This window comes from Alteromonas confluentis (assembly GCF_001757105.1).
In the GTDB taxonomy this organism is placed as follows: domain Bacteria; phylum Pseudomonadota; class Gammaproteobacteria; order Enterobacterales; family Alteromonadaceae; genus Alteromonas; species Alteromonas confluentis.
In genome coordinates this window covers 178,014-197,984 of the sequence record NZ_MDHN01000010.1, presented here as the reverse complement: position 1 = coordinate 197,984, position 19,971 = coordinate 178,014, and the positions used below count along the sequence as shown (strand labels likewise).

Sequence of the window (19,971 nt, the reverse complement as noted above, 5' to 3'; positions counted from 1 at the left end):
TTATCGGGATAAGAATCTTTTTTGTGTACCGATTGCCATCAGAATGCCAAAACCTGCCATCAAAGTCACCATTGATGTTCCGCCGAAACTCACCAGCGGCAGGGGCACACCGACCACAGGTAATAATCCTGACACCATGCCCATGTTTACAAATACATAAACAAAGAAGGTGAGGGTGATTGAGCCTGCTAATAACTTACTGTAGGCGTCCTGTGCCCGATTGGCAATAATCAGCCCACGGATAATAATAAACAGGTAAATTGCCAGCAGTGCGAGTACGCCAACCAGGCCAAATTCTTCACTGAAAACCGCAAAGATAAAATCGGTATGGCGTTCTGGCAGAAATTCCAGTTGTGACTGAGTACCTTGCAGCCAGCCTTTGCCTTCTAGGCCGCCAGAGCCAATGGCAATTTGTGACTGGATGATATGATAGCCAGAGCCCAGAGGATCAGATTCGGGATTCAAAAATGTGGTAACCCGTTGTTTCTGATAATCCTGCATCAGGAAGAACCACATAATGGGCGTAAAGCCCCCGGCGAGGGCGGCCACAAACCCGATCAGTTTCCAACTCATTCCGGCAAGGAAAATGGCGAAAATCCCGGAACTGGCAATCAACAGCGAAGTTCCTAAGTCGGGCTGTTTAGCAATTAAAATGGTGGGTACGATAACTAAAGCGAAACCAATACCAATCTGCATGAGTTTGGGCGGTAGAGTAAATTTGCTGATGTACCAGGCGACCATCATCGGCACGGCCAATTTCATCAGTTCCGAGGGCTGAAAACGCACAAATTTTAAATCCAGCCAGCGCTGAGCACCTTTACCCACGTCACCAAATAACAGTACGGCTATTAGCATAAGCAATCCTGCAATATACGCGTACGTCGATAAGCGTCGGTAGGCCATGGGCGGCACCTGCGCCATTACAAACATGACGCCCATGGCAATACCCAAGCGGGTGAACTGTCGCTCCATCTGGCCCATATCCTGACCGGATGCCGAGTAGAGGGTGTACAAACCCACCACCATCAACACCAGCAAGCCAATCAGTAACCAACCGTCGATATGTATGCGTTCCAGCAACGTTGATTGATTTTGTTTTAACTGGGTACGTTTCACTGGCCTACCTCCTGACCTTGCTGCTCAGGGGGAACATAATCCGGGTCCATGAAATCCCGTTCACGAAAGAAAAAGTCGATAACCTGACGGGCTACCGGGGCTGCATTTGAGCTGCCTCCACCGGCGTTTTCTACCACAACGGCAACGGAGACTTCCGGCTGTTCAAACGGCGCAAACGCCACATACATGGCGTTGTCACGAAGGTGCTCAGACACTTCTTCTTCTTTGTAAGACTCGTTCTGGGCGACCGAGAACAGCTGTGCCGTACCCGACTTCCCGCCCGACTGATAAGGTGCGTCGGAGAAAGAACGGCGGCCCGTGCCTTCTTCATCGTGATTCACTTTATGCATTGCGTCGAGCATTAAATCCCAGTTTTTCTTTTCTTTTACAGCAATCGGTCGCCAGGTTTTCAACGGTTCTTCAATAACCTCACCCTGATCGCCCATAAAGCCCATAATGATTTGCGGCACGTAGCGCTCGCCATGATTAATCAGTGTATTAATGGCCTGATTCAGTTGGATGGGAGTGGCAGTCCAGTAGCTTTGACCTATACCCACAGGAATGGTGTCACCGATATACCAAGGCTGATTAAAGCGCGCTCTTTTCCAGCCACGACTCGGCATATTGGCATCTGACTCTTCATACAAATCCACACCCGTATATTCGCCGAAGCCGAATTCAGACATGGACTCGCTAATTCTATCGATACCGAGTTTGTAGGCTAAGTCGTAGTAGAAGGTGTCACAGGATTGCATAACGGCCCGCACCACATTTACCTTGCCATGGCCCCACTTTTTCCAGTCTCGCCACACGTGTTTTACGTTGGGTAACCGGTAGCGACCGGTGTCGTTAATGGTGGTTTTCGGGGTGATCACGCCATCTTCCAGGCCCACCAGGCCCAAGAGCGGTTTAATCGTAGACGCAGGTGGATATTGCCCTTGTGTCGCGCGATTGATCAGCGGGCGATCCGGTGAATTTAATAGCGCACTGTAGTTTTTGCTGCTGATCCCGTGAACAAACAAGTTGGGGTCGTAACTTGGGCTTGAGTACATGGCCAGTACACCGCCTGTTTGCGGCGAAGACACCACCACGGTACCGCGTTGACCATTGAGGGATTTTTTCGCCGCCAACTGAAGTGCTAAATCAATATTTAACACAATGTCTTTGCCGGGGACGGGGGGATCAATACTCAATGTGCGGATGATGCGCCCCTGACTGTTTACCTCTACCTGTTGGTAGCCAACCTGACCATGCAGTTCTTCTTCATGATACTTTTCAACGCCAAGCTTTCCGATGTCGTAGGTGGCAGCGTAGTTGGCTTCTTGTCCTGCTTCGACAAGCTTCTGCAAGTCCTTTTTGTTGATTTTCGCCACGTAACCTAACACATGCGTGAGGGTTTCACCGTAGGGGTAGTAACGGGAAAGACGCGCCTCCACAGACACACCGTCATAATGGTGTTGTTGTGCAGAAAATAACGCCACTTCCTGTTCACTTAACTGTGTTCGCAGGGTGATGGGTTTGAACCGGCGCTGGCCGCGATAGGTTTTTTGAAAATTCTCACGTTCTTCCGGTGTGATGCCCATGAGCGTGGTGAGGCTATCTAAGGTCGCTTCCAAATCATCGACTTCTTCCGGGATAATTTCGAGGCTAAATACCGGGCGGTTTTCAGCCAGCAAAATGCCATTTCGGTCGTAAATAAGGCCGCGATTTGGGGCAATGGGTAATACCTTGATACGGTTACCGTTCGATCGTGTCTGGTACGCATCGTGTTTTTCTACCTGTAAGACATACAGGTTACTCACGACAATGCCGAGCATGGCTATGACGATAAGTAGCGAAACCACAGCCCGGCGGGCAAACAGGTTAGCTTCAGCTGAGTGATCACGAATAGCCTGACGTTTACGGGCCATGGCTACTCTCTGTGGTAAGGGTGATTTTGAGTGACTGACCAGGCGCGGTACAGGCTCTCAGTAACAATGATGCGCACTAATGGATGGGGAAGGGTGAGATTTGATAAAGACCAACGCTGTTCAGAAGCCGCAATGCATTCTGGCGCCAGACCTTCAGGACCACCAATTAATAAGCTAACATCCCGGCCGTCCATTTTCCAGGCGTCGAGTTGACGCGCGAGTTGCGGGGTATCCCAGGGTTTACCGGTCACCTCCAGCGTTACAATGCGGTTGCCTTTGGGTATTGCAGCCAGTGTTGCTTCGCCTTCTTTTTGCAAAATACGAGGTATATCGGCATTTTTGCCCCGTTTGCCGGCAGCGATTTCTGTAAAACTCACCGGCATATCGGCAGGAAAGCGTCGGATAAATTCATCCACACCTTTGGTTACCCAATCCGGCATTTTCGTTCCGACTGCTACAATCTGTATTTTCACCGTTCTACAACTTCCCGGTTTTTCGTTAGCCACTGAAAACTACAAGCAAAAACAAAAACGGGAAAATGCTTTCCCGTTTTCGTTTAGATTAACCCCAGAGTTTTTCTAACTGATAGAAATCGCGGGCTTCGTCTTGCATCACGTGAACGATAATGTCACCTAAATCTACCAGTACCCATTCACCGGTTTCTTTACCTTCCACGCTTAAAGGTGCATGACCGGCATTTTTGGTTTCAACATGCAGATTATCTGCGATGGCCATAACATGGCGCTTTGAATTACCGGAACAGATGATCATCAAATCGGTAATTGATGATTTACCGCTTACATCAAGTTCAATGATGTCGCGGGCCTTCATGTCGTCAATCTTATCTAACACGAATTGTTTGAACTGATTACTGTCCAAAAGTTCTCCTCAAATCACACAAAAATTAGTTTTTGGTTACATCTAAACTATAGCGAAGTTTAACTTAAATCCCACCAGTAGGCGAAAGGGCTTATTCCATTACCGGCAGGTGACCTAGTGGTACGCCCATAAACAGCATACAAAGATGCGCAAGTTTTACGTAGGGACGTACAACGGTGTATTGCTTAAAGGCGAGATCTGCTTGTTCGAGTTCCTGGCGGATGTGCTTCATCTGCGCGGGAGTAAGCCGATTCAATGCCGACTGGTAAACCGCCTGGCGGTTTTTCCATATGCCCAATTTCATCCACTGAATTTGTTGCCCGGATTTTAACTGGTCCTGTAATTGGGTTAGCGTTTGCCATTCCCGGACCAGCGCCCAAATCAAAATATTTGGCTCAATACCTTCACTTTCCAGGCGATAGAGCATTTTAATACAACGCTGCTGTTCACCGCCCAGCATGACATCCACCAACTGAAACACGTTAAAGCGGGATTGATCCACAATCGCTGCTTCCACTTGTTCTGGGGTGATGGTTTGCCCTGCAAACACCAACGACAGTTTTTGAATTTCCTGGCTGGCCGCGAGCATATTGCCTTCACACATGTCGGCAATCATGCGTACGCACGCTGCATCTGCGTTAAGTTTAGCTTGCTGAAGTTCCTGCTGAATCCAACTGTTGAGGTTGTTGCCTTCGAGGGGATAGCAGATACTGTGCACGCCAATGTCGTCCAATACCTTGAACCACTTACCTTTTTGAACGTCTTTACCAATGCGGGGACCGTGCACCAAAAGCAATATATCCTGACCCAGGTTGGGCGCAATGGCTTGCAAGGTTTGACTGCCTTCGGTGCCAGGTTTACCGGTTGGCAATTCCAGTTCTATTAATTGCTGAGAGGCAAATAACGACAACGATTGTGTCGCCTCAATAAGCTGACTCCAGCTGAAGCCACTGTCGGCAACAAACACAGTACGTTCGGTAAAACCTTCCGCTTTGGCTTTTTCCCGCAGCGCTTCAATCATCGAAAATTTCTGTTGTGGTTCATCACCAAACAGCAGGTAGCAAGGTTTTAAACCTCGCTGTAACTCTTGATTAAAACGGTTGGGGTAGACTTGCATAATGCGCCGTTATTCCGCGACAGCGCGGGTAGATTGGCTGGCAATACGTCGAATAATCTTGTCCGCAGCCTCTTCACGCATCTCGCTGAGTACCAGTTCGAGTTCTCTGGACTTTGCGAGTACCTGCTGAGGATCGTCCTGATAGTCTCGAAGCACTTCAAAATAGGCGGGCAGGGGCGCTTTACCGGGGAATGTCACCGTGTAACGTACCCCGTAAATCAGCTCATATTCCGCTACCTGACCAGTAGCAAACAACGATAGCAGTCGGCGTTCTAACTGTTCAGGCTGAATATTAATGAGCACCGCCATGTTTTCAGAAGGGCTGTCTTTCAGGTTGCCACCTTTCAGATTATAGACTGACAGTTGCTTTTTCAGTGCCCGGGCAAGCGGCGCATGGGACTGCGCGGATGTCACTGCCACATAGTTCACTGTGGGCGGCAAGGTTTCGTTGCCGCGTAGGTGAAAGCCACAGCCGGTAAGTACCAGCGTGGCAGCAGTGAAAAACAGACCTCTGACTAGTGCTTTCATTAGTTAGCCACAATGTTCACAAGTTTACCGGGAACAACGATGATTTTACGCACGGTTTTTCCATCGATAAATTGTTGTACGTTTTCCTGAGCCAGCGCATCGGCCTCGATGGCATCTTTAGCGGCATCAGCGGCGACAGTGATTTTCGCACGCACTTTACCGTTAACCTGTACCACGATGAGTTTTTCATCTTCCACCAGGGCTTTCGCGTCGGCCTGTGGCCAGCCAGACTGTTCAACAGGCGTGGTATGACCCAGTGCCTGCCACAGGCTGTGACTGATATGTGGTGTGATTGGGTTAAGCAGGCGCAGCACTGATTCAATCGCTTCACGCATGACGGCGTGGTCTGTGTTACTTTCCTGTGGTGCTTTCTGCAGGTGGTTAAGCAATTCCATCACCGCTGCTACAGCCGTGTTGAAAGTTTGACGACGACCTAAATCATCAGACACCTTAGCGATGGTCTTATGCACTTCACGACGCAGTGCTTGTTGATCTTTTGATAGGGCAGAAGGATCTACCGCGGCTGGGCTGTCACACGCTTCTAGGTGTTCATTAACCAGCTTCCAGATACGTCTAAGGAAACGGTTAGCCCCTTCAACACCTGAGTCTACCCATTCCAGTGTTTGTTCTGGTGGCGCGGCGAACATGGTGAACAGACGTACGGTATCGGCACCGTATTGGTCGATAACAGCTTGTGGATCGATACCGTTGTTTTTCGACTTCGACATTTTGGTCATGCCGCCATGCTCAACCGGTGTGCCGTCTTCTGTCAGCCAGGCCTTAACAATACGCCCTTTGTCGTCTTTCTCGGTGGAAACGGCCAGCGGTGAATACCAGGTTTTCTTGCCTGCTTCGTCTTCACTGAAGTATGAATCGGCCAGTACCATGCCCTGACATAGTAGACGCTTAAACGGTTCGTCGGAATCAACTAAACCTTCATCACGCAATAACTTGTGGAAGAAGCGTGAGTAAAGCAGGTGAAGAATGGCGTGTTCGATACCACCGATATACTGATCAACCGGCAGCCAGTAGTTTGCTTGGGTAGGATCGAGCATGGCGTCGCCATTTTGCGCACAGCTGTAGCGAGCGTAGTACCAGGACGATTCCATAAAGGTATCGAAAGTGTCGGTTTCACGCAGCGCTGGCTCGCCATTAAACATGGTTTTTGCCCACTCCGGGTTGGCTTTAATCGGTGAGGTAACGCCATTCATTTCAACGTCTTCAGGCAGTACTACCGGTAACTGGTCTGCCGGAACCGGAACACTTTCACCGTTCTCCAGGTTCAGCATTGGAATAGGCGCACCCCAATAACGCTGACGGCTTACGCCCCAGTCGCGCAAACGGTAGTTAACTTTACGTGAGCCACATCCTGCAGCTTCCAGCTTATCGGTAATGGCGTTAAACGCGTCTTCAAATGCCAGACCATCAAATTCGCCAGAATGAATCAATGTGCCTTTCTCGGTATAAGCAGATTCAGCCAGATTACACTCGCTCTCAGCACCTTCGGCCGATGCAATAACCTGTTTAATCGGTAAGTCGTACTTGGTGGCAAATTCCCAGTCGCGCTGGTCGTGGCCAGGTACTGCCATCACTGCGCCAGAGCCGTAACCCATCAGCACGAAGTTGGCTACCCATACTGGCACCTCTTCACCGGTTAATGGGTGAATGGCTGTCAGGCCCGTATCACAACCTTTCTTCTCCATCGTGGCCAGTTCAGCTTCTGCCACTTTGGTGTTTTTGCATTCTTCAATAAATGCCGCCAGCGCAGGGCTATTCTTTGCGGCAAATTCAGCAATCGGATGCTGCGCCGCTACGCCAACATACGTTACACCAAAGAAGGTGTCTGGACGGGTGGTGTAAACGGTGAGTTCTTCCACATCGCCAGCGGGAGTGGTCAGTTTAAAGGTGATTTCTGCGCCTTCAGAACGGCCAATCCAGTTCGCTTGCATGGCACGAACCTGATCTGGCCACTCTTCCAGTTTCTCCAGATCAGCAAGCAGCTCTTCGGCGTAATCGGTAATTTTGATAAACCACTGTGGAATTTCTTTTTGTTCTACCAGTGCACCAGAGCGCCAGCCACGGCCATCGATAACCTGCTCGTTAGCCAGTACGGTTTGGTCAACCGGGTCCCAGTTCACCGTTGCATTTTTCTTATACACCAGGCCTTTTTCATACAGGCGGGTGAAGAACCATTGTTCCCAGCGGTAGTAATCTGGTTTACAGGTGGCCACTTCACGGTCCCAATCGTAACCGAAACCCAACGACTTAAGCTGGCCTTTCATATACTCGATGTTTGAGTAAGTCCAGTTTGCGGGCGCGGTATTGTTATTAATGGCGGCATTTTCTGCAGGCAGGCCGAAAGCGTCCCAGCCCATGGGTTGCAGTACATTTTTACCCTGCATTCGCTGGAAGCGGCTTATTACGTCACCAATGGTGTAGTTCCGCACGTGACCCATGTGTAAACGTCCACTTGGGTAGGGAAACATGGACAGACAGTAGAATTTTTCTTTGTCGTTATCTTCTACGGCTTTGAATGATTGGTTTTGATCCCAGTATTGCTGGACATCTTGTTCAATTTGTTTGGGATTGTAATGATTTTCGGCCATTGTGAATTAGGCTTCCGCGTTGGTAGTAATATCTTCGTGATTAGCCGCATAGAATAACCCACGGCCATAGACGCCCACAATAGTCAGGCGGTCTTTTTATCCTTATCTGGTGGGAATTTAGTCAGTTTCGCCTGGTTGAAGGAAATCAGCGAGGGCCTGAAGCTGTAATCCCTGCACATGATCGACTATCGGCGCGAGTTCAGTGTATCCGGAATCCGCGTATCCGTGAACATGATAGCGCAGGGTAATTGTGGTGGTGCCGGGTACATCCTTCGATTCGCCAAATTGCCAGTCTAGCGCACCGTACATGCCCATGCCTTGAAGTGGGCCGAGGCCGCCGGTCATACGCAAGGTTTTTACCGGGTCAACAAATACCACACGCATATGCTCTGCCGACCGCGCATCGCGGGTTTCACAAAAGCAGCCTCCTGCAGTGGCCGTTATAGAGAACGTGCCATTCCACCAACTATGGTCTTTGGGCCACCATTCATCGACATTATCGGTAAGGGCATGCCATGACTGCTCGGGCGTCGCATTTACCGTCACCATATTGGTTACCACAAAACCATTGTCAGCTACCGATTCCAGGCCCGCGTTGGCAATTGGTGCAAGAAATAAAATAAATATGAAAAATATCCCTGCGACAGCCTTCATACAATGTCCCTCTTGGTGAGTTTTGTTGGTTATTTAATCTTATTTTTTGACATTAAAGCGCAAAAGTAGCGCTGATTCATCACGATTTTGACCTGAGTGGTGAAAATAATCACTTTTGGCCGGTTTTTGGTTTGACAGTGGGGATCTTTCGCGCTTCACTAGCCTTAAAATTGTGTCTGAACGTATGTGTAGCAAGGTGTTGCTGAGCCGGAACGAAAAAATTCCGGTCGACAGGTAAGTTCAACCGAAATATAGAATGAACACTAGCAGGAAGTTATGACCGACTCGAGTACGCCACGTGCAGTGCAAGCATTGCAAGCACCTTCTCTTTCTCCCGAATTGAATCGTCGGCAAATTAATCAAGCGCTCAAAGATAGCGAAGCAGTTAATACCTCTTTCATCGGCCAGGAACGGGCGAGAGAAGCCTTGTCTTTTGGGCTTGGTGTGAAAACCCGGGGATATAATCTTTATGTAATGGGCGAACCTGCCACGGGGCGTTTTACCTTAGTAAAAGATTATATAGAACGACAGGTGGCAAGTTTACCGGCGCCTGAAGATTGGGTGTACCTGAATAATTTTGATGAAGAACGTGAACCCGTGGTACTGAGAATGGCACCGGGTGAAGGGAAAGCGTTGGTGAAAGACATCAGTAATCTGATTGATGATTTACTTGATACCTTTCCTGCTGCTTTCGACAACCCTGGCTATCAGCGTCAGAAGTCGGCCATCTCCCGGGATTTTGAACGCCGATACGATGAAGCCATTGATGCCGTTGAACGTTATGCGCAGGCCAATGATGTGGCGTTATACGACGAATCAAATGCAATCACCTTTGCTCCCATTGTTAACGGTAAGCCCATCACCGATGAAGAGTTTGCCGTACTCGACGATGAAAAGCGCCAGTATTTTTACGATTTAATTGCTGATTTAGAAAACCGCCTGAGCGAGAGCTTGTTAGGATTACCCGCCTGGAAGCGGGAAAGTTCTGAGCGGGTACGCCAGCTTAATAAAAAGACAGCTGAGCAGGGAATTCGTCCGTTACTCAAAGTGCTAGAGCACAAATACGCGGGCCAGCTGGGTGTGTTGAAAACCTTGCGGCATATGCGGTCTCATTTGGTCGATACCATCGTGTCTTTACTGGCCGAAGAAAGCAAAGACGAAAAACCCGATGAACTGGACCGTCGCCTGTATCTGGAAGAACTCTATTTACCTAATGTGCTGGTTGGTCATCAACTCGAAGATGGCGCGCCGGTTGTCTACGAGCCCAATCCCACGTATCAGAATCTGTTTGGCAAAATTGAATATACCAACCTTCACGGCAGCGTTTATACCAACTACCGGATGATTCGTGCGGGAGCGATTCACCGCGCAAACGGGGGGTATTTACTGCTTGATGTGGATCAGGTGATTGAACAGCCGTTTGTGTGGGACGCATTGAAACTGGCGATTAAATCCGGTTCTATAAAAATGGATTTACCACAACAAGATGTGGGCATGGTGAATGCCATTACATTGAACCCGCAACCGGTTGATCTTGATGTAAAGGTGATCCTGCTCGGTTCCCGTGATCTGTACTACACACTACAGGATTACGATGACGAGTTTGATGAACTTTTCCGGGTGCTGGTGGATTTCGATTACGAAATTCCGGTAACCCGCCAGTCTGTTTTCGACTTCGTCGGCAAGGTTCGTCATCAGGTTGAGCAAATCGGTATGACGGGCATCTCTTCTAAAGCCATGTACCGGCTGGTGGAATACTCATTGCGCATGGCAGAACATCAGCAAAAATTTTCTGCCCACTTTGCCGAAGTTATCGAGCTTATAAATGAGGCCCATTATTTTGCATCACAACAGCAAAATACCCACCTTGAACTGGATCATATTGAAATTGCGCTGAATGCGAAAAAACGCCGTACCGGCCGGGTAAGTCATGCGCTATTAAATGATATCAAGGAAGGCCACGTATTGATTGCCACTGAAGGTAAAGCGGTGGGTAAAGTGAATGGCCTGACGGTGCTGGAAGTGGGAGGAACGGCATTTGGTACGCCCGCTCGTATCACAACCACCGTTTATGCAGGGGCAAACGGGGTGGTGGATATTGAACGTGAGGTAGAATTAGGGCAGCCAATCCACTCTAAAGGCGTGATGTTGCTAACGGGCTATCTCGGCAATAAATACGCTCAGCACTTTCCGCTAACGTTGTCTGCCAACATTGCCCTTGAGCAATCCTATGGTCATATCGATGGTGATAGTGCCTCGCTGGCGGAACTCATTGCACTGATTTCAGCCCTCACTGAAATACCCGCTACCCAATCACTGGCCGTGACAGGCTCAATTAACCAGTATGGTGAAGTACAGGCCGTGGGCGGCGTTAACGAAAAAATTGAAGGGTATTTCGACCTTTGTTTGCATCGTGGCCTGACCGGCGAGCAGGGGGTTGTGATCCCGGCATCCAATGCAATTAATCTTGTGCTTGATAAAGCGGTAATTGATGCGGTGAAAAAAGGGCAGTTTCATATTTATACCGTGGCAACGGTGGATGATGCCATTACGCTGCTTATGCAGAAGGAAGCGGGGACAATGACTGCCAGAGGCCGCTATAAGAAGAACACGGTTAACTACCATGCGGTGAATCGCCTTTACAATATTGCCCTCATCGTGAATGGTGGAGACGATGAATAAATAATAACAAGGAACATTGATGTCGCTGAAATTCTGGACCCGCGCTTTTGTTGTCACTTCTGCGTCTGTTTGGTCCACCTTAACGTTTGCAAACACCCCATCGTTAACTGTTGAAGAAGCCAGCCGTCTTGCCGCAATGCCTTTACACTGCACCCAGGTTGAGTACCCCAATAAACTCAACCAGGTGCTGGCTGACAAACAATACCTGAAGGGGCCCAAAGCGTTGCATCCCGCCTTCTACGGGTGTTTTGACTGGCATTCGAGCGTGCACGGCCATTGGATGATAGTAAATTTGCTGCGTCATTTTCCCACGATCAGTGAAGAGCCGGCAATTCGTGAAATCCTCAAAACCAACATAACACAAGCGAACATCGAGCAAGAGGTGGCTTATTTCCACACGCCTGAAAATGCCAACTATGAGCGCACTTATGGTTGGGCGTGGTTATTGGCGCTGGCTGCTGAACTTCATCAATGGGACGACCCGTTAGCCAGAGAACTGGAAACGAACCTGGCTCCGCTCACCGCATTGATGGTGGAAAAGTTCGAGGGTTTTCTACCTAAATTAGTTTACCCCATTCGCACTGGTGAGCATCCCAACACGGCGTTCGGGTTATCACTGGCTTACGACTACGCCCAAGTTGTGGGTGATAAAGAACTTGCCGCTTTAATCACCCATCGTGCCAGCGATTGGTATGCGACTGATAAACAATGTCCGCTGTCATGGGAACCTAATGGGTTTGACTTTCTGTCTCCTTGCTTCGAGGAACTCAACTTGATGCGCAAAGTCATGGATGAAAAAACATTCTTAACCTGGGCAGACACGTTCTTACCTCACTTGCGTGATAAAGCATTTACACTGGCACCTGCAAAAGTGGGCGATCGTAGCGATGGTAAGCTGGTACATCTTGATGGTTTGAACTTCAGTCGTGCGTGGACGTTCTACGGGATGGCAAAAGCCTTTCCAGCCACTTATGGTCATTTAAAAGCGGTGGGCGATACCCACGTTAATTCTGCATTACCTTCTGTGGTCGACAACAATTACCAGGGAACGCATTGGCTGGGTAGCTTTGCGGTGTATGCATTGCAACAGCGTGAAGGGCTTTAGCACAGTCGAAAATCAATATAAGGAAAGGGGAAGGTTATTCCCCTTTTTCATTTCGGCGGCATACGTAATGCGCCGTCCAATCTGATGGTTTCCCCATTAATGTAACTATTCGCAGCAATGTGCATGACCAGGTGTGCGAATTCTTCAGGCAGACCCAGCCTTTTCGGGAAGGGCACATTGGCAGCAAGCGCACTCTGCACCTCTTCTGGCATTGCAAGAAGCATGGGGGTTCCCATTATTCCCGGCGCGATAGCGTTTACCCGGATTGCGCTGGCCGATAAGTCTCGCGCCATGGGTAGCGTCAAACCGATAATCGCCGCTTTGCTGGATGCATACGCGGTCTGGCCTATCTGACCTTCAAAGCCAGCAATTGACGCGGTGTTAATGATGACACCTCGCTCACCTTGCGCATTAAGTTGTTGTGCCGCCATTGTCTTTGCTACCAACCGGGCCACGTTAAACGTACCAATAAGGTTAATATTAATCACATTGGTAAAGTGAGACAGGGCGACCGCCTCACCGTCACGATTGAGTAAGCGTTTTGCAGGTGCGATGCCTGCACAATTAACACAAAGGTTAATGTGTCCGACTATTTGTTTAAATTCAGCAAGTGCACCGGCAACCTGATGTTCATCACAAACATCAACGCCAAAAAAATGTGCGAGAGGGCCCAGTTTTGCTGCGGCTTCACTACCTGCATCCTGGTTGATATCGAAAAGGGCGACACGATAGCCATGTTGGCACAGTCGTTGTGCAGTTGCGAAACCTAGCCCTGAACTGCCACCGGTAATGACAGCTGCCATTGGCGTTGTTTCTGAAGGGGGATTAACTTTTTCCACCATATTGAGTCCTGATAAACGTTTACGTTAACGTAAGTTTACCTCGGACCAATATGTTTACAAAGTTGTTACAAATGATTCAGCGAAAACAGAATTATTATTTTGGCAACTGAATTTTACGCTCTTCGCTTGGACGGAACAGAATAAGTACATGGCCAATAGCCTGTACCTTTACTGACTCGGTCTCACGAATGATGGCGTCCATGATGAGTGCTTTTTCTTCTTTGTCGTCTGTCGGCACTTTCACTTTGATCAGTTCGTGATGTGAAAGGGCATGGTCAATTTCAGCCACAACGCCCTCAGTGAGTCCATTCGCGCCAAGTTGTACGACAGGTTTAATAGAGTGGGCAAGGCCCTTGAGGAATTGTTTCTGTTTATTTGAAAGTTTCATTTATTCGGATTTCTTACAATTAAAAATAGGTTACGTCTTGAATTTACGTATTCTAACGCCATCTTCGACACAATCCCAATGACATTCCTCCGGAATGCCAAAAAATAAGCAAATGGTGTAGATGTTAAGCTGTTTTAACGGATGTTTATGGGAAAGTTGTGATAATGAAGTCTTCTTAATCTGACTTTTGAACACAATGGGCGGTCAGCACGTAATGATTACGATGTGATCAGCTTAATTCACCTTGCACGTTTGACGCCTCGGTTTCGCCGTGTATTAGGTGGCTACAGGCATTATTTTGTAGTAGGCTGTAATTTGACGAAGTAAGGATCGCATTTCGTACGGAAACAAAGGGAAGGCAAAGCGTTATGGTAGAGCATTTGCTTATTTATCAAAGCGTGACGGGCATTCAATTGTCATTAGTCCCCGGATGTTCCGGTTTTTTTAGAGGTTAATAGCTTGAGCGATATGGCAAAAAATTTAATTTTATGGTTGGTTATCGCCGTTGTCCTGATGTCGGTATTTCAGAGTTTTTCTCCTGGTGAATCGACAAAAGACCAAACGGATTACACAACATTCCTGAAAGAAGCAAATCAGGGAAATATCCGTGAAGTTCGCATCAACAGTGATGCGAAAGAAATTCGCGGTACCAGACGTAGTGGCGACTCTTTCGTTACCTACATCCCTTATTTCGATGACCAGCTTATTTCTGACTTGGTGAAGAAAGATGTGCGTGTATTAGGTGTACCACCTGAACAGCCTTCTATTCTTACTTCCATTTTCATTTCATGGTTCCCCATGTTACTGCTTATCGCCGTATGGATTTTCTTCATGCGTCAGATGCAGGGTGGCGGTGGCCGTGGTGCCATGTCATTTGGTAAGAGCAAGGCGCGTCTGCTTGGCGAAGACCAAATTAAAACGACGTTTGCTGACGTCGCAGGTTGTGATGAAGCCAAAGAAGACGTGGTAGAGCTGGTAGATTTTCTGCGCGATCCTTCTAAGTTCCAGAAGCTAGGCGGTAAAATTCCTAAAGGCGTACTGATGGTTGGTCCTCCGGGAACCGGTAAAACGCTGCTAGCCAAGGCCATTGCTGGTGAAGCGAAAGTGCCGTTCTTCTCTATTTCTGGTTCTGACTTCGTTGAAATGTTTGTGGGTGTGGGTGCCTCGCGTGTTCGTGATATGTTCGAACAAGCGAAGAAAGCCGCTCCGTGTATCATTTTCATTGATGAAATCGATGCCGTAGGACGTCAGCGTGGTGCTGGACTAGGTGGGGGTCACGACGAGCGCGAGCAAACCCTGAACCAAATGCTGGTTGAAATGGATGGTTTTGAAGGTCACGAAGGCATTATCGTTATTGCCGCGACCAACCGTCCTGACGTACTAGACCCTGCATTACTGCGTCCTGGTCGTTTCGACCGTCAGGTAATTGTTGGTCTGCCGGACATCCGTGGACGTGAGCAAATTCTGAAAGTACACATGCGCAAGGTGCCAATTGGCGACAATGTGGAAGCGGCGGTTATCGCTCGTGGTACACCTGGTTTCTCCGGTGCTGATCTTGCTAACCTGGTTAACGAAGCGGCCCTATTCGCAGCTCGTGCGAATAAACGCGTGGTTGCCATGGAAGAGTTCGAAAAAGCAAAAGACAAAATCATGATGGGCGCAGAGCGTAAGTCTATGGTGATGTCTGAGAACGAAAAAGCCATGACGGCTTACCACGAAGCGGGTCACGCCATTGTGGGTCGTTTAGTGCCAGAGCATGATCCTGTTTATAAAGTGTCCATTATTCCTCGTGGCCGTGCATTGGGTGTAACCATGTATCTGCCTGAGCAGGATCGTGTTAGCCATTCTAAACAGCATCTTGAAAGTATGATTTCAAGTCTGTTTGGTGGTCGTATTGCCGAGCAAATCATTTATGGCGATGACATGGTGACAACGGGTGCGTCAAACGACATCGAGCGTGCAACCGAAATTGCTCGCAAGATGGTGACGCAGTGGGGTCTGTCTACCAAAATGGGCCCAATGTTGTACGCAGAAGATGAAGGTGAAGTTTTCTTAGGCAAGTCAATGTCTAAAGCTTCTCACATGTCTGATGACACAGCCCGTGCCATCGACGCTGAAGTGAAGTCTTTCATCGATTCTAACTACGACCGTGCATACAAAATTTTGGAAGAGAATATCGATATTCTACACTCCATGAAAGATGCACTAATGAAGTATGAAACCATCGACGCCAAACAAATCGACGATCTGATGGCACGCCGTGACGTTCGTCCACCTTCTGATTGGGACGATCGTGCGCCGAAAGGTGGCGACACGCCTCCAGGTGGAAAGCCTGCTCGCGAGGGTGAAATTACCGATGATGGTTTAAATAAACCATCGGTAGGAAAGCCCGGCGACCTGCCAAGCTAAAGAGCTAAAAGCGCCAGTTTCTACTGGCGCTTTTTGTTTTACCTCCACAAATCCTCTTGTGTTTTCCTGAATATATTCATAATGATAGATATACGTTATGCACTTTAAACATACCGAAATAGACCTCTCTCTTGCCCACGTAATGGGTATACTCAATGTCACACCGGATTCCTTTTCTGATGGAGGAAAACACAATACGGTTGAAAAGGCCTGCGCCCACGCGCATGCCATGGTAAAAGCCGGTGCAACCTTTATTGATATAGGTGGCGAGTCTACTCGTCCTGGCGCGCCAGAAGTGTCTGAACAAGAAGAGCTAGATAGAGTGATACCGGTAATTGAAAAATTAGCGGGGCAAACCGAAGCGGTAATTTCTGTCGACACCAGTAAAGCTGCTGTAATTCGTGAATCGGTAAACGCCGGGGCAGGGTTAATTAATGACGTTCGCGCCCTGCAGGAGCCAGGGGCACTTGAGGTTTCAGCGGCAGCGGGTGTGCCTGTATGTTTAATGCATATGCAGGGTCAACCTGATTCGATGCAGACATCGCCGGAATACACGGATATTGCAGATGAAGTGATCAATTTTTTGCTTGAGCGGGTAGATGCTTGCAAGCAAGCGGGTATTGATGATGCAAACATTATCCTCGATCCTGGGTTTGGTTTTGGTAAAACCCTAGACCATAATTATCAGCTGCTTGCCGAAATGCAACGTGTTCAGCATTTAGGCTACCCGCTATTGGTGGGAATGTCGCGAAAATCAATGATAGGTCAGTTGCTCAATAAGCCGACTGATCAGCGTCTGGCTGGGAGTCTTGCATTGGCAACGATTTCGGCACAAATGGGCGCAAAAATTATTCGTGTTCACGACGTAGAAGAAACCGTGGATGCGATAAAAATAGTAAACAAGATTCAACAAATTCAAAAGATAATCCAAGGAGCCTGAAATGGGTCAGCGCAAATATTTTGGTACAGATGGTATTCGGGGAAAGGTAGGGGAAAGTGCTATCAACCCTGAATTTGTCACCAAATTGGGCTGGGCTGCCGGAAAAATACTGGCGGGTCACGGTACGAATAAAGTGCTTATCGGTAAGGACACGAGAATTTCTGGTTACATGCTGGAATCTGCGTTAGAGGCTGGTTTGTCAGCAGCCGGTATTAATATCGGCTTGTTAGGCCCGATGCCTACACCTGCTATTGCCTACCTCACTAAAACTTTCCGTTCCGAAGCGGGTATCGTTATTTCTGCTTCCCATAATCCTTATTATGACAATGGAATAAAGTTCTTTTCCGCTGATGGTTATAAACTGGATGACGATATTGAGCTGGCTATTGAAGCCATGATGGATAAGCCAATGACTTGCGTGGCTTCCAATCAGTTAGGTAAAGCCACGCGGATCAACGACGCGGCAGGTCGCTATATTGAGTTCTGTAAAGGTTCATTTCCTTCTGACTTGTCTCTTAAAGGCATGAAGATTGTTGTCGATTGTGCCCATGGCGCTACTTACCATATTGCGCCAAATGTGTTGTCTGAACTCGGTGCTGAAGTCATCGAAATTGGTACCAAGCCCGACGGGTTGAATATCAACGACAAAGTTGGCGCTACCAGTATGAAGGCCACCGTTGATAAAGTACTGGAAACAGGGGCCGACCTTGGCTTTGCCCTCGACGGCGACGGCGACCGTATTATGTTAGTCGATCATTTAGGTAATGTGCTTGATGGTGACCAAATCCTTTACATCATTGCCCGCGACGCACTGAAGTCAGGCCGATTGTCTGGTGGTGTAGTGGGAACACTTATGAGTAACCTGGGTCTTGAAGTTGCACTGAGCAAACTGAGTATTCCATTCGCCAGAAGTGCGGTAGGCGACCGATACGTCATGGAGTTGCTGCAACAGAAAGGGTGGGCAATTGGTGGTGAGAATAGCGGTCATGTGCTTAACCTCAATATTGCATCAACAGGTGACGGTATTGTCGCAGGCCTTCAGGTTATTACCGCGATGTTGCGTTCAGGTATGGACTTGCACGATCTCAGTGGTGGCTTCGAGAAGTTCCCGCAGAAACTGATTAACGTTCGTTATGAAGAAAGTGCATCAAATCCCCTCGAGAATAAGGCTGTCAAAGACTCGGTAACAGAAGCCGAAGGATCACTGGGTAAATCCGGGCGCGTATTGCTGCGTAAGAGTGGTACAGAACCGTTGATCCGGGTTATGGTTGAGTCTGATGATGAGATGCAATCTCTGAAATGGGCTGAATTTATCGCCGATGCTGTACGTAAAGTGGCCAATTGATTGATTCGTCGAAAATAATGTGTTTTTGGGACTTGTATAATAGAGCGGGAATCGTTAATATCACGCCCGCTTCGAGACAGGGCTAGGTCTTATTGTGAATATAAACAAAAGAAAGCTTCTGGTTGCAGGCAACTGGAAAATGAACGGGACCCGTTCTTTAGTAAAAGAATTTATCAAAGATTTCGATACTAAATTTTTATCCTCAATGGATGTTGCATTATGTCCACCGAGTATTCTTATTGCAGAATTCTCAGAGGGTAGAATCCCAGTTGGTGCTCAGGACGTAAGTGCTTGCGATAACGGTGCTCACACAGGTGATTTATCCGTTTCTATGCTCAACGATTTTGAGTGCAAGTATTGCATCGTTGGTCACTCTGAACGCAGAGATGACCACGGCGAATCGAGCGAATTAGTGGCTGAAAAGGCGGCTAAATTAATCGAAGCAGGTATAACACCCATTATTTGTTGCGGTGAACCGCTCTCAGTAAGAGAAGCGGGCAAAGTTAACGAGTATGTGGAAGCACAGCTTAAAGCCGTGTTCGACCGCATTCCGGTATCGCAACTCGGTGACGCAGTTATTGCTTATGAGCCTATCTGGGCCATCGGCACAGGTGTAACGGCATCGCCACAGGAAGCGCAGGATGTTCACGCATTCATTCGTCAGTTTATCGCTTCCTACGATGGTAAGCTCGCTGATTCCATGCAAATCCTGTATGGTGGCAGTGTAAAACCAGATAACGCGAAAGAGTTGTTCGGCCAAGCTGATATAGACGGTGGTCTTATTGGTGGCGCGAGCCTCAAAGCGAAAGATTTTAATGCAATCTGCCAAGCGGCATATTGACGAGGATATTATGTTATACGAAGTGCTTTTAGTCGCTTACCTGATTGTAGCGCTGATGCTAATTGGTTTCGTTCTTATCCAACAGGGTAAAGGCGCAAACATGGGAGCTTCATTCGGTAGTGGCGGTTCAAACACCGTATTCGGTTCAAGTGGTTCTGGTAATTTTATGACCAAAACCACATCGATATTGGCTACGCTGTTTTTTGTACTGAGTTTATTTTTAGGTAACATCACTGCAAATGCAGAAAAACAAGGCGATAGCTGGGATGATTTAGAAGTTCCAGCGGCTGAGCAACAAGCGCCAGTGGTTCCTGTTGATGATGTACCTGCTGTAGATGCCTCTGATGTTCCTGCATCTGATGTACCAGCAACGGATAGCGCTGAAAGCGACATCCCAAGTAATTAATTAACGATTTTGCGGAAGTGGTGGAATTGGTAGACACGCCATCTTGAGGGGGTGGTGACTTCGGTCGTGCGGGTTCAAGTCCCGCTTTCCGCACCAAATAAAAAGCCCGGCTAATTAGCCGGGTTTTTTTATGCCTAAATGTAGCCGCGCACTTAGTTTGAACAATAGCGCAACTTAGTTTGAACAATAGCGCCGGACAGAAC

At 48.2% G+C, this 19,971-nt stretch carries 17 protein-coding genes and 1 tRNA gene; 8 read left to right on the top strand and 10 right to left on the bottom strand.

Translation table 11 applies throughout. The features are described 5' to 3' along the window. From rodA to BFC18_RS05395, 8 genes are all read right to left on the bottom strand, one after another. Complete coding sequence (gene rodA, locus BFC18_RS05430) at positions 1-1,116, bottom strand: rod shape-determining protein RodA (RefSeq protein ID WP_070124187.1); 1,116 nt, start codon at positions 1,114-1,116, stop codon at positions 1-3. Beyond that, on the bottom strand, positions 1,113-3,026 hold the full coding sequence (gene mrdA / locus BFC18_RS05425; protein ID WP_070124185.1) for a penicillin-binding protein 2: 1,914 nt from the start codon (positions 3,024-3,026) through the stop codon (positions 1,113-1,115). Before mrdA ends, rodA begins: the two co-directional genes overlap by 4 nt. 2 nt (positions 3,027-3,028) lie before the next feature. After that, the gene (gene rlmH / locus BFC18_RS05420; RefSeq protein WP_070124183.1) at positions 3,029-3,499 is read right to left on the bottom strand and encodes a 23S rRNA (pseudouridine(1915)-N(3))-methyltransferase RlmH; all 471 of its coding nucleotides are present in this window, start codon (positions 3,497-3,499) and stop codon (positions 3,029-3,031) included. 88 nt (positions 3,500-3,587) lie between these two features. Further along, a complete protein-coding gene (rsfS, locus tag BFC18_RS05415) occupies positions 3,588-3,905 on the bottom strand; it encodes a ribosome silencing factor (protein WP_070124181.1) in 318 nt (105 codons plus the stop codon). 91 nt (positions 3,906-3,996) lie between these two features. Beyond that, complete coding sequence (gene holA, locus BFC18_RS05410; RefSeq protein WP_070124180.1) at positions 3,997-5,022, bottom strand: DNA polymerase III subunit delta; 1,026 nt, start codon at positions 5,020-5,022, stop codon at positions 3,997-3,999. A 9-nt stretch (positions 5,023-5,031) separates the two neighbouring features. Further along, on the bottom strand, positions 5,032-5,550 hold the full coding sequence (locus BFC18_RS05405; protein ID WP_070124178.1) for an LPS-assembly lipoprotein LptE: 519 nt from the start codon (positions 5,548-5,550) through the stop codon (positions 5,032-5,034). After that, entirely contained in the window at positions 5,550-8,156 is a 2,607-nt protein-coding gene (gene leuS, locus BFC18_RS05400; protein WP_070124176.1) for a leucine--tRNA ligase, read from the bottom strand. Before leuS ends, BFC18_RS05405 begins: the two co-directional genes overlap by 1 nt. A gap of 117 nt (positions 8,157-8,273) precedes the next feature. Then, entirely contained in the window at positions 8,274-8,810 is a 537-nt protein-coding gene (locus BFC18_RS05395; RefSeq protein WP_070124175.1) for an SRPBCC family protein, read from the bottom strand. Between the two features lie 276 nt (positions 8,811-9,086). Between BFC18_RS05395 and BFC18_RS05390 the strand changes: the two genes are divergently transcribed. Continuing rightward, positions 9,087-11,492 carry a Lon protease family protein gene (locus BFC18_RS05390; protein WP_070124174.1) on the top strand — a complete coding sequence of 802 codons (2,406 nt, stop codon included), beginning with the start codon at positions 9,087-9,089 and terminating at the stop codon, positions 11,490-11,492. Positions 11,493-11,511: 19 nt separating this feature from the next. Next, a complete protein-coding gene (locus BFC18_RS05385) occupies positions 11,512-12,597 on the top strand; it encodes a DUF2891 domain-containing protein (protein WP_070124173.1) in 1,086 nt (361 codons plus the stop codon). A gap of 47 nt (positions 12,598-12,644) precedes the next feature. Here BFC18_RS05385 and BFC18_RS05380 read toward each other — a convergent pair whose 3' ends face one another. Further along, on the bottom strand, positions 12,645-13,439 hold the full coding sequence (locus BFC18_RS05380; RefSeq protein ID WP_083272929.1) for an SDR family NAD(P)-dependent oxidoreductase: 795 nt from the start codon (positions 13,437-13,439) through the stop codon (positions 12,645-12,647). Between the two features lie 94 nt (positions 13,440-13,533). Continuing rightward, on the bottom strand, positions 13,534-13,827 hold the full coding sequence (gene yhbY, locus BFC18_RS05375; RefSeq protein ID WP_070124172.1) for a ribosome assembly RNA-binding protein YhbY: 294 nt from the start codon (positions 13,825-13,827) through the stop codon (positions 13,534-13,536). Positions 13,828-14,286: 459 nt separating this feature from the next. Here yhbY and ftsH point away from each other — a divergent pair, with 459 nt between their 5' ends. The 6 genes from ftsH to BFC18_RS05345 all read left to right on the top strand — a co-directional run bounded on the left by ftsH (position 14,287) and on the right by BFC18_RS05345 (position 19,864). Next, positions 14,287-16,236, top strand: a complete 1,950-nt coding sequence (gene ftsH / locus BFC18_RS05370; RefSeq protein ID WP_070124171.1) for an ATP-dependent zinc metalloprotease FtsH — start codon at positions 14,287-14,289, stop codon at positions 16,234-16,236. A 97-nt stretch (positions 16,237-16,333) separates the two neighbouring features. Next, positions 16,334-17,176 carry a dihydropteroate synthase gene (gene folP / locus BFC18_RS05365; protein ID WP_070124170.1) on the top strand — a complete coding sequence of 281 codons (843 nt, stop codon included), beginning with the start codon at positions 16,334-16,336 and terminating at the stop codon, positions 17,174-17,176. Position 17,177: 1 nt separating this feature from the next. Next, the gene (gene glmM / locus BFC18_RS05360; RefSeq protein ID WP_070124169.1) at positions 17,178-18,521 is read left to right on the top strand and encodes a phosphoglucosamine mutase; all 1,344 of its coding nucleotides are present in this window, start codon (positions 17,178-17,180) and stop codon (positions 18,519-18,521) included. 94 nt (positions 18,522-18,615) lie between these two features. Next, positions 18,616-19,362, top strand: a complete 747-nt coding sequence (gene tpiA, locus BFC18_RS05355; protein ID WP_070124168.1) for a triose-phosphate isomerase — start codon at positions 18,616-18,618, stop codon at positions 19,360-19,362. 10 nt (positions 19,363-19,372) lie between these two features. Next, complete coding sequence (gene secG, locus BFC18_RS05350; RefSeq protein WP_070124288.1) at positions 19,373-19,768, top strand: preprotein translocase subunit SecG; 396 nt, start codon at positions 19,373-19,375, stop codon at positions 19,766-19,768. Between the two features lie 11 nt (positions 19,769-19,779). Then, positions 19,780-19,864, top strand: a tRNA-Leu gene (locus BFC18_RS05345). Positions 19,865-19,971: the final 107 nt, after the last annotated feature.

Coding starts and splice junctions, on each gene's coding strand:
- folP (WP_070124170.1), top strand. CDS start 16,334: ATGCACTTTAAACATACCGAAATAGACCTCTCTCTTGCCCACGTAATG.
- secG (WP_070124288.1), top strand. CDS start 19,373: ATGTTATACGAAGTGCTTTTAGTCGCTTACCTGATTGTAGCGCTGATG.
- yhbY (WP_070124172.1), bottom strand. CDS start 13,827: ATGAAACTTTCAAATAAACAGAAACAATTCCTCAAGGGCCTTGCCCAC.
- BFC18_RS05395 (WP_070124175.1), bottom strand. CDS start 8,810: ATGAAGGCTGTCGCAGGGATATTTTTCATATTTATTTTATTTCTTGCA.
- glmM (WP_070124169.1), top strand. CDS start 17,178: ATGGGTCAGCGCAAATATTTTGGTACAGATGGTATTCGGGGAAAGGTA.
- BFC18_RS05380 (WP_083272929.1), bottom strand. CDS start 13,439: ATGGTGGAAAAAGTTAATCCCCCTTCAGAAACAACGCCAATGGCAGCT.
- BFC18_RS05405 (WP_070124178.1), bottom strand. CDS start 5,550: ATGAAAGCACTAGTCAGAGGTCTGTTTTTCACTGCTGCCACGCTGGTA.
- holA (WP_070124180.1), bottom strand. CDS start 5,022: ATGCAAGTCTACCCCAACCGTTTTAATCAAGAGTTACAGCGAGGTTTA.
- mrdA (WP_070124185.1), bottom strand. CDS start 3,026: ATGGCCCGTAAACGTCAGGCTATTCGTGATCACTCAGCTGAAGCTAAC.
- BFC18_RS05390 (WP_070124174.1), top strand. CDS start 9,087: ATGACCGACTCGAGTACGCCACGTGCAGTGCAAGCATTGCAAGCACCT.
- BFC18_RS05385 (WP_070124173.1), top strand. CDS start 11,512: ATGTCGCTGAAATTCTGGACCCGCGCTTTTGTTGTCACTTCTGCGTCT.
- leuS (WP_070124176.1), bottom strand. CDS start 8,156: ATGGCCGAAAATCATTACAATCCCAAACAAATTGAACAAGATGTCCAG.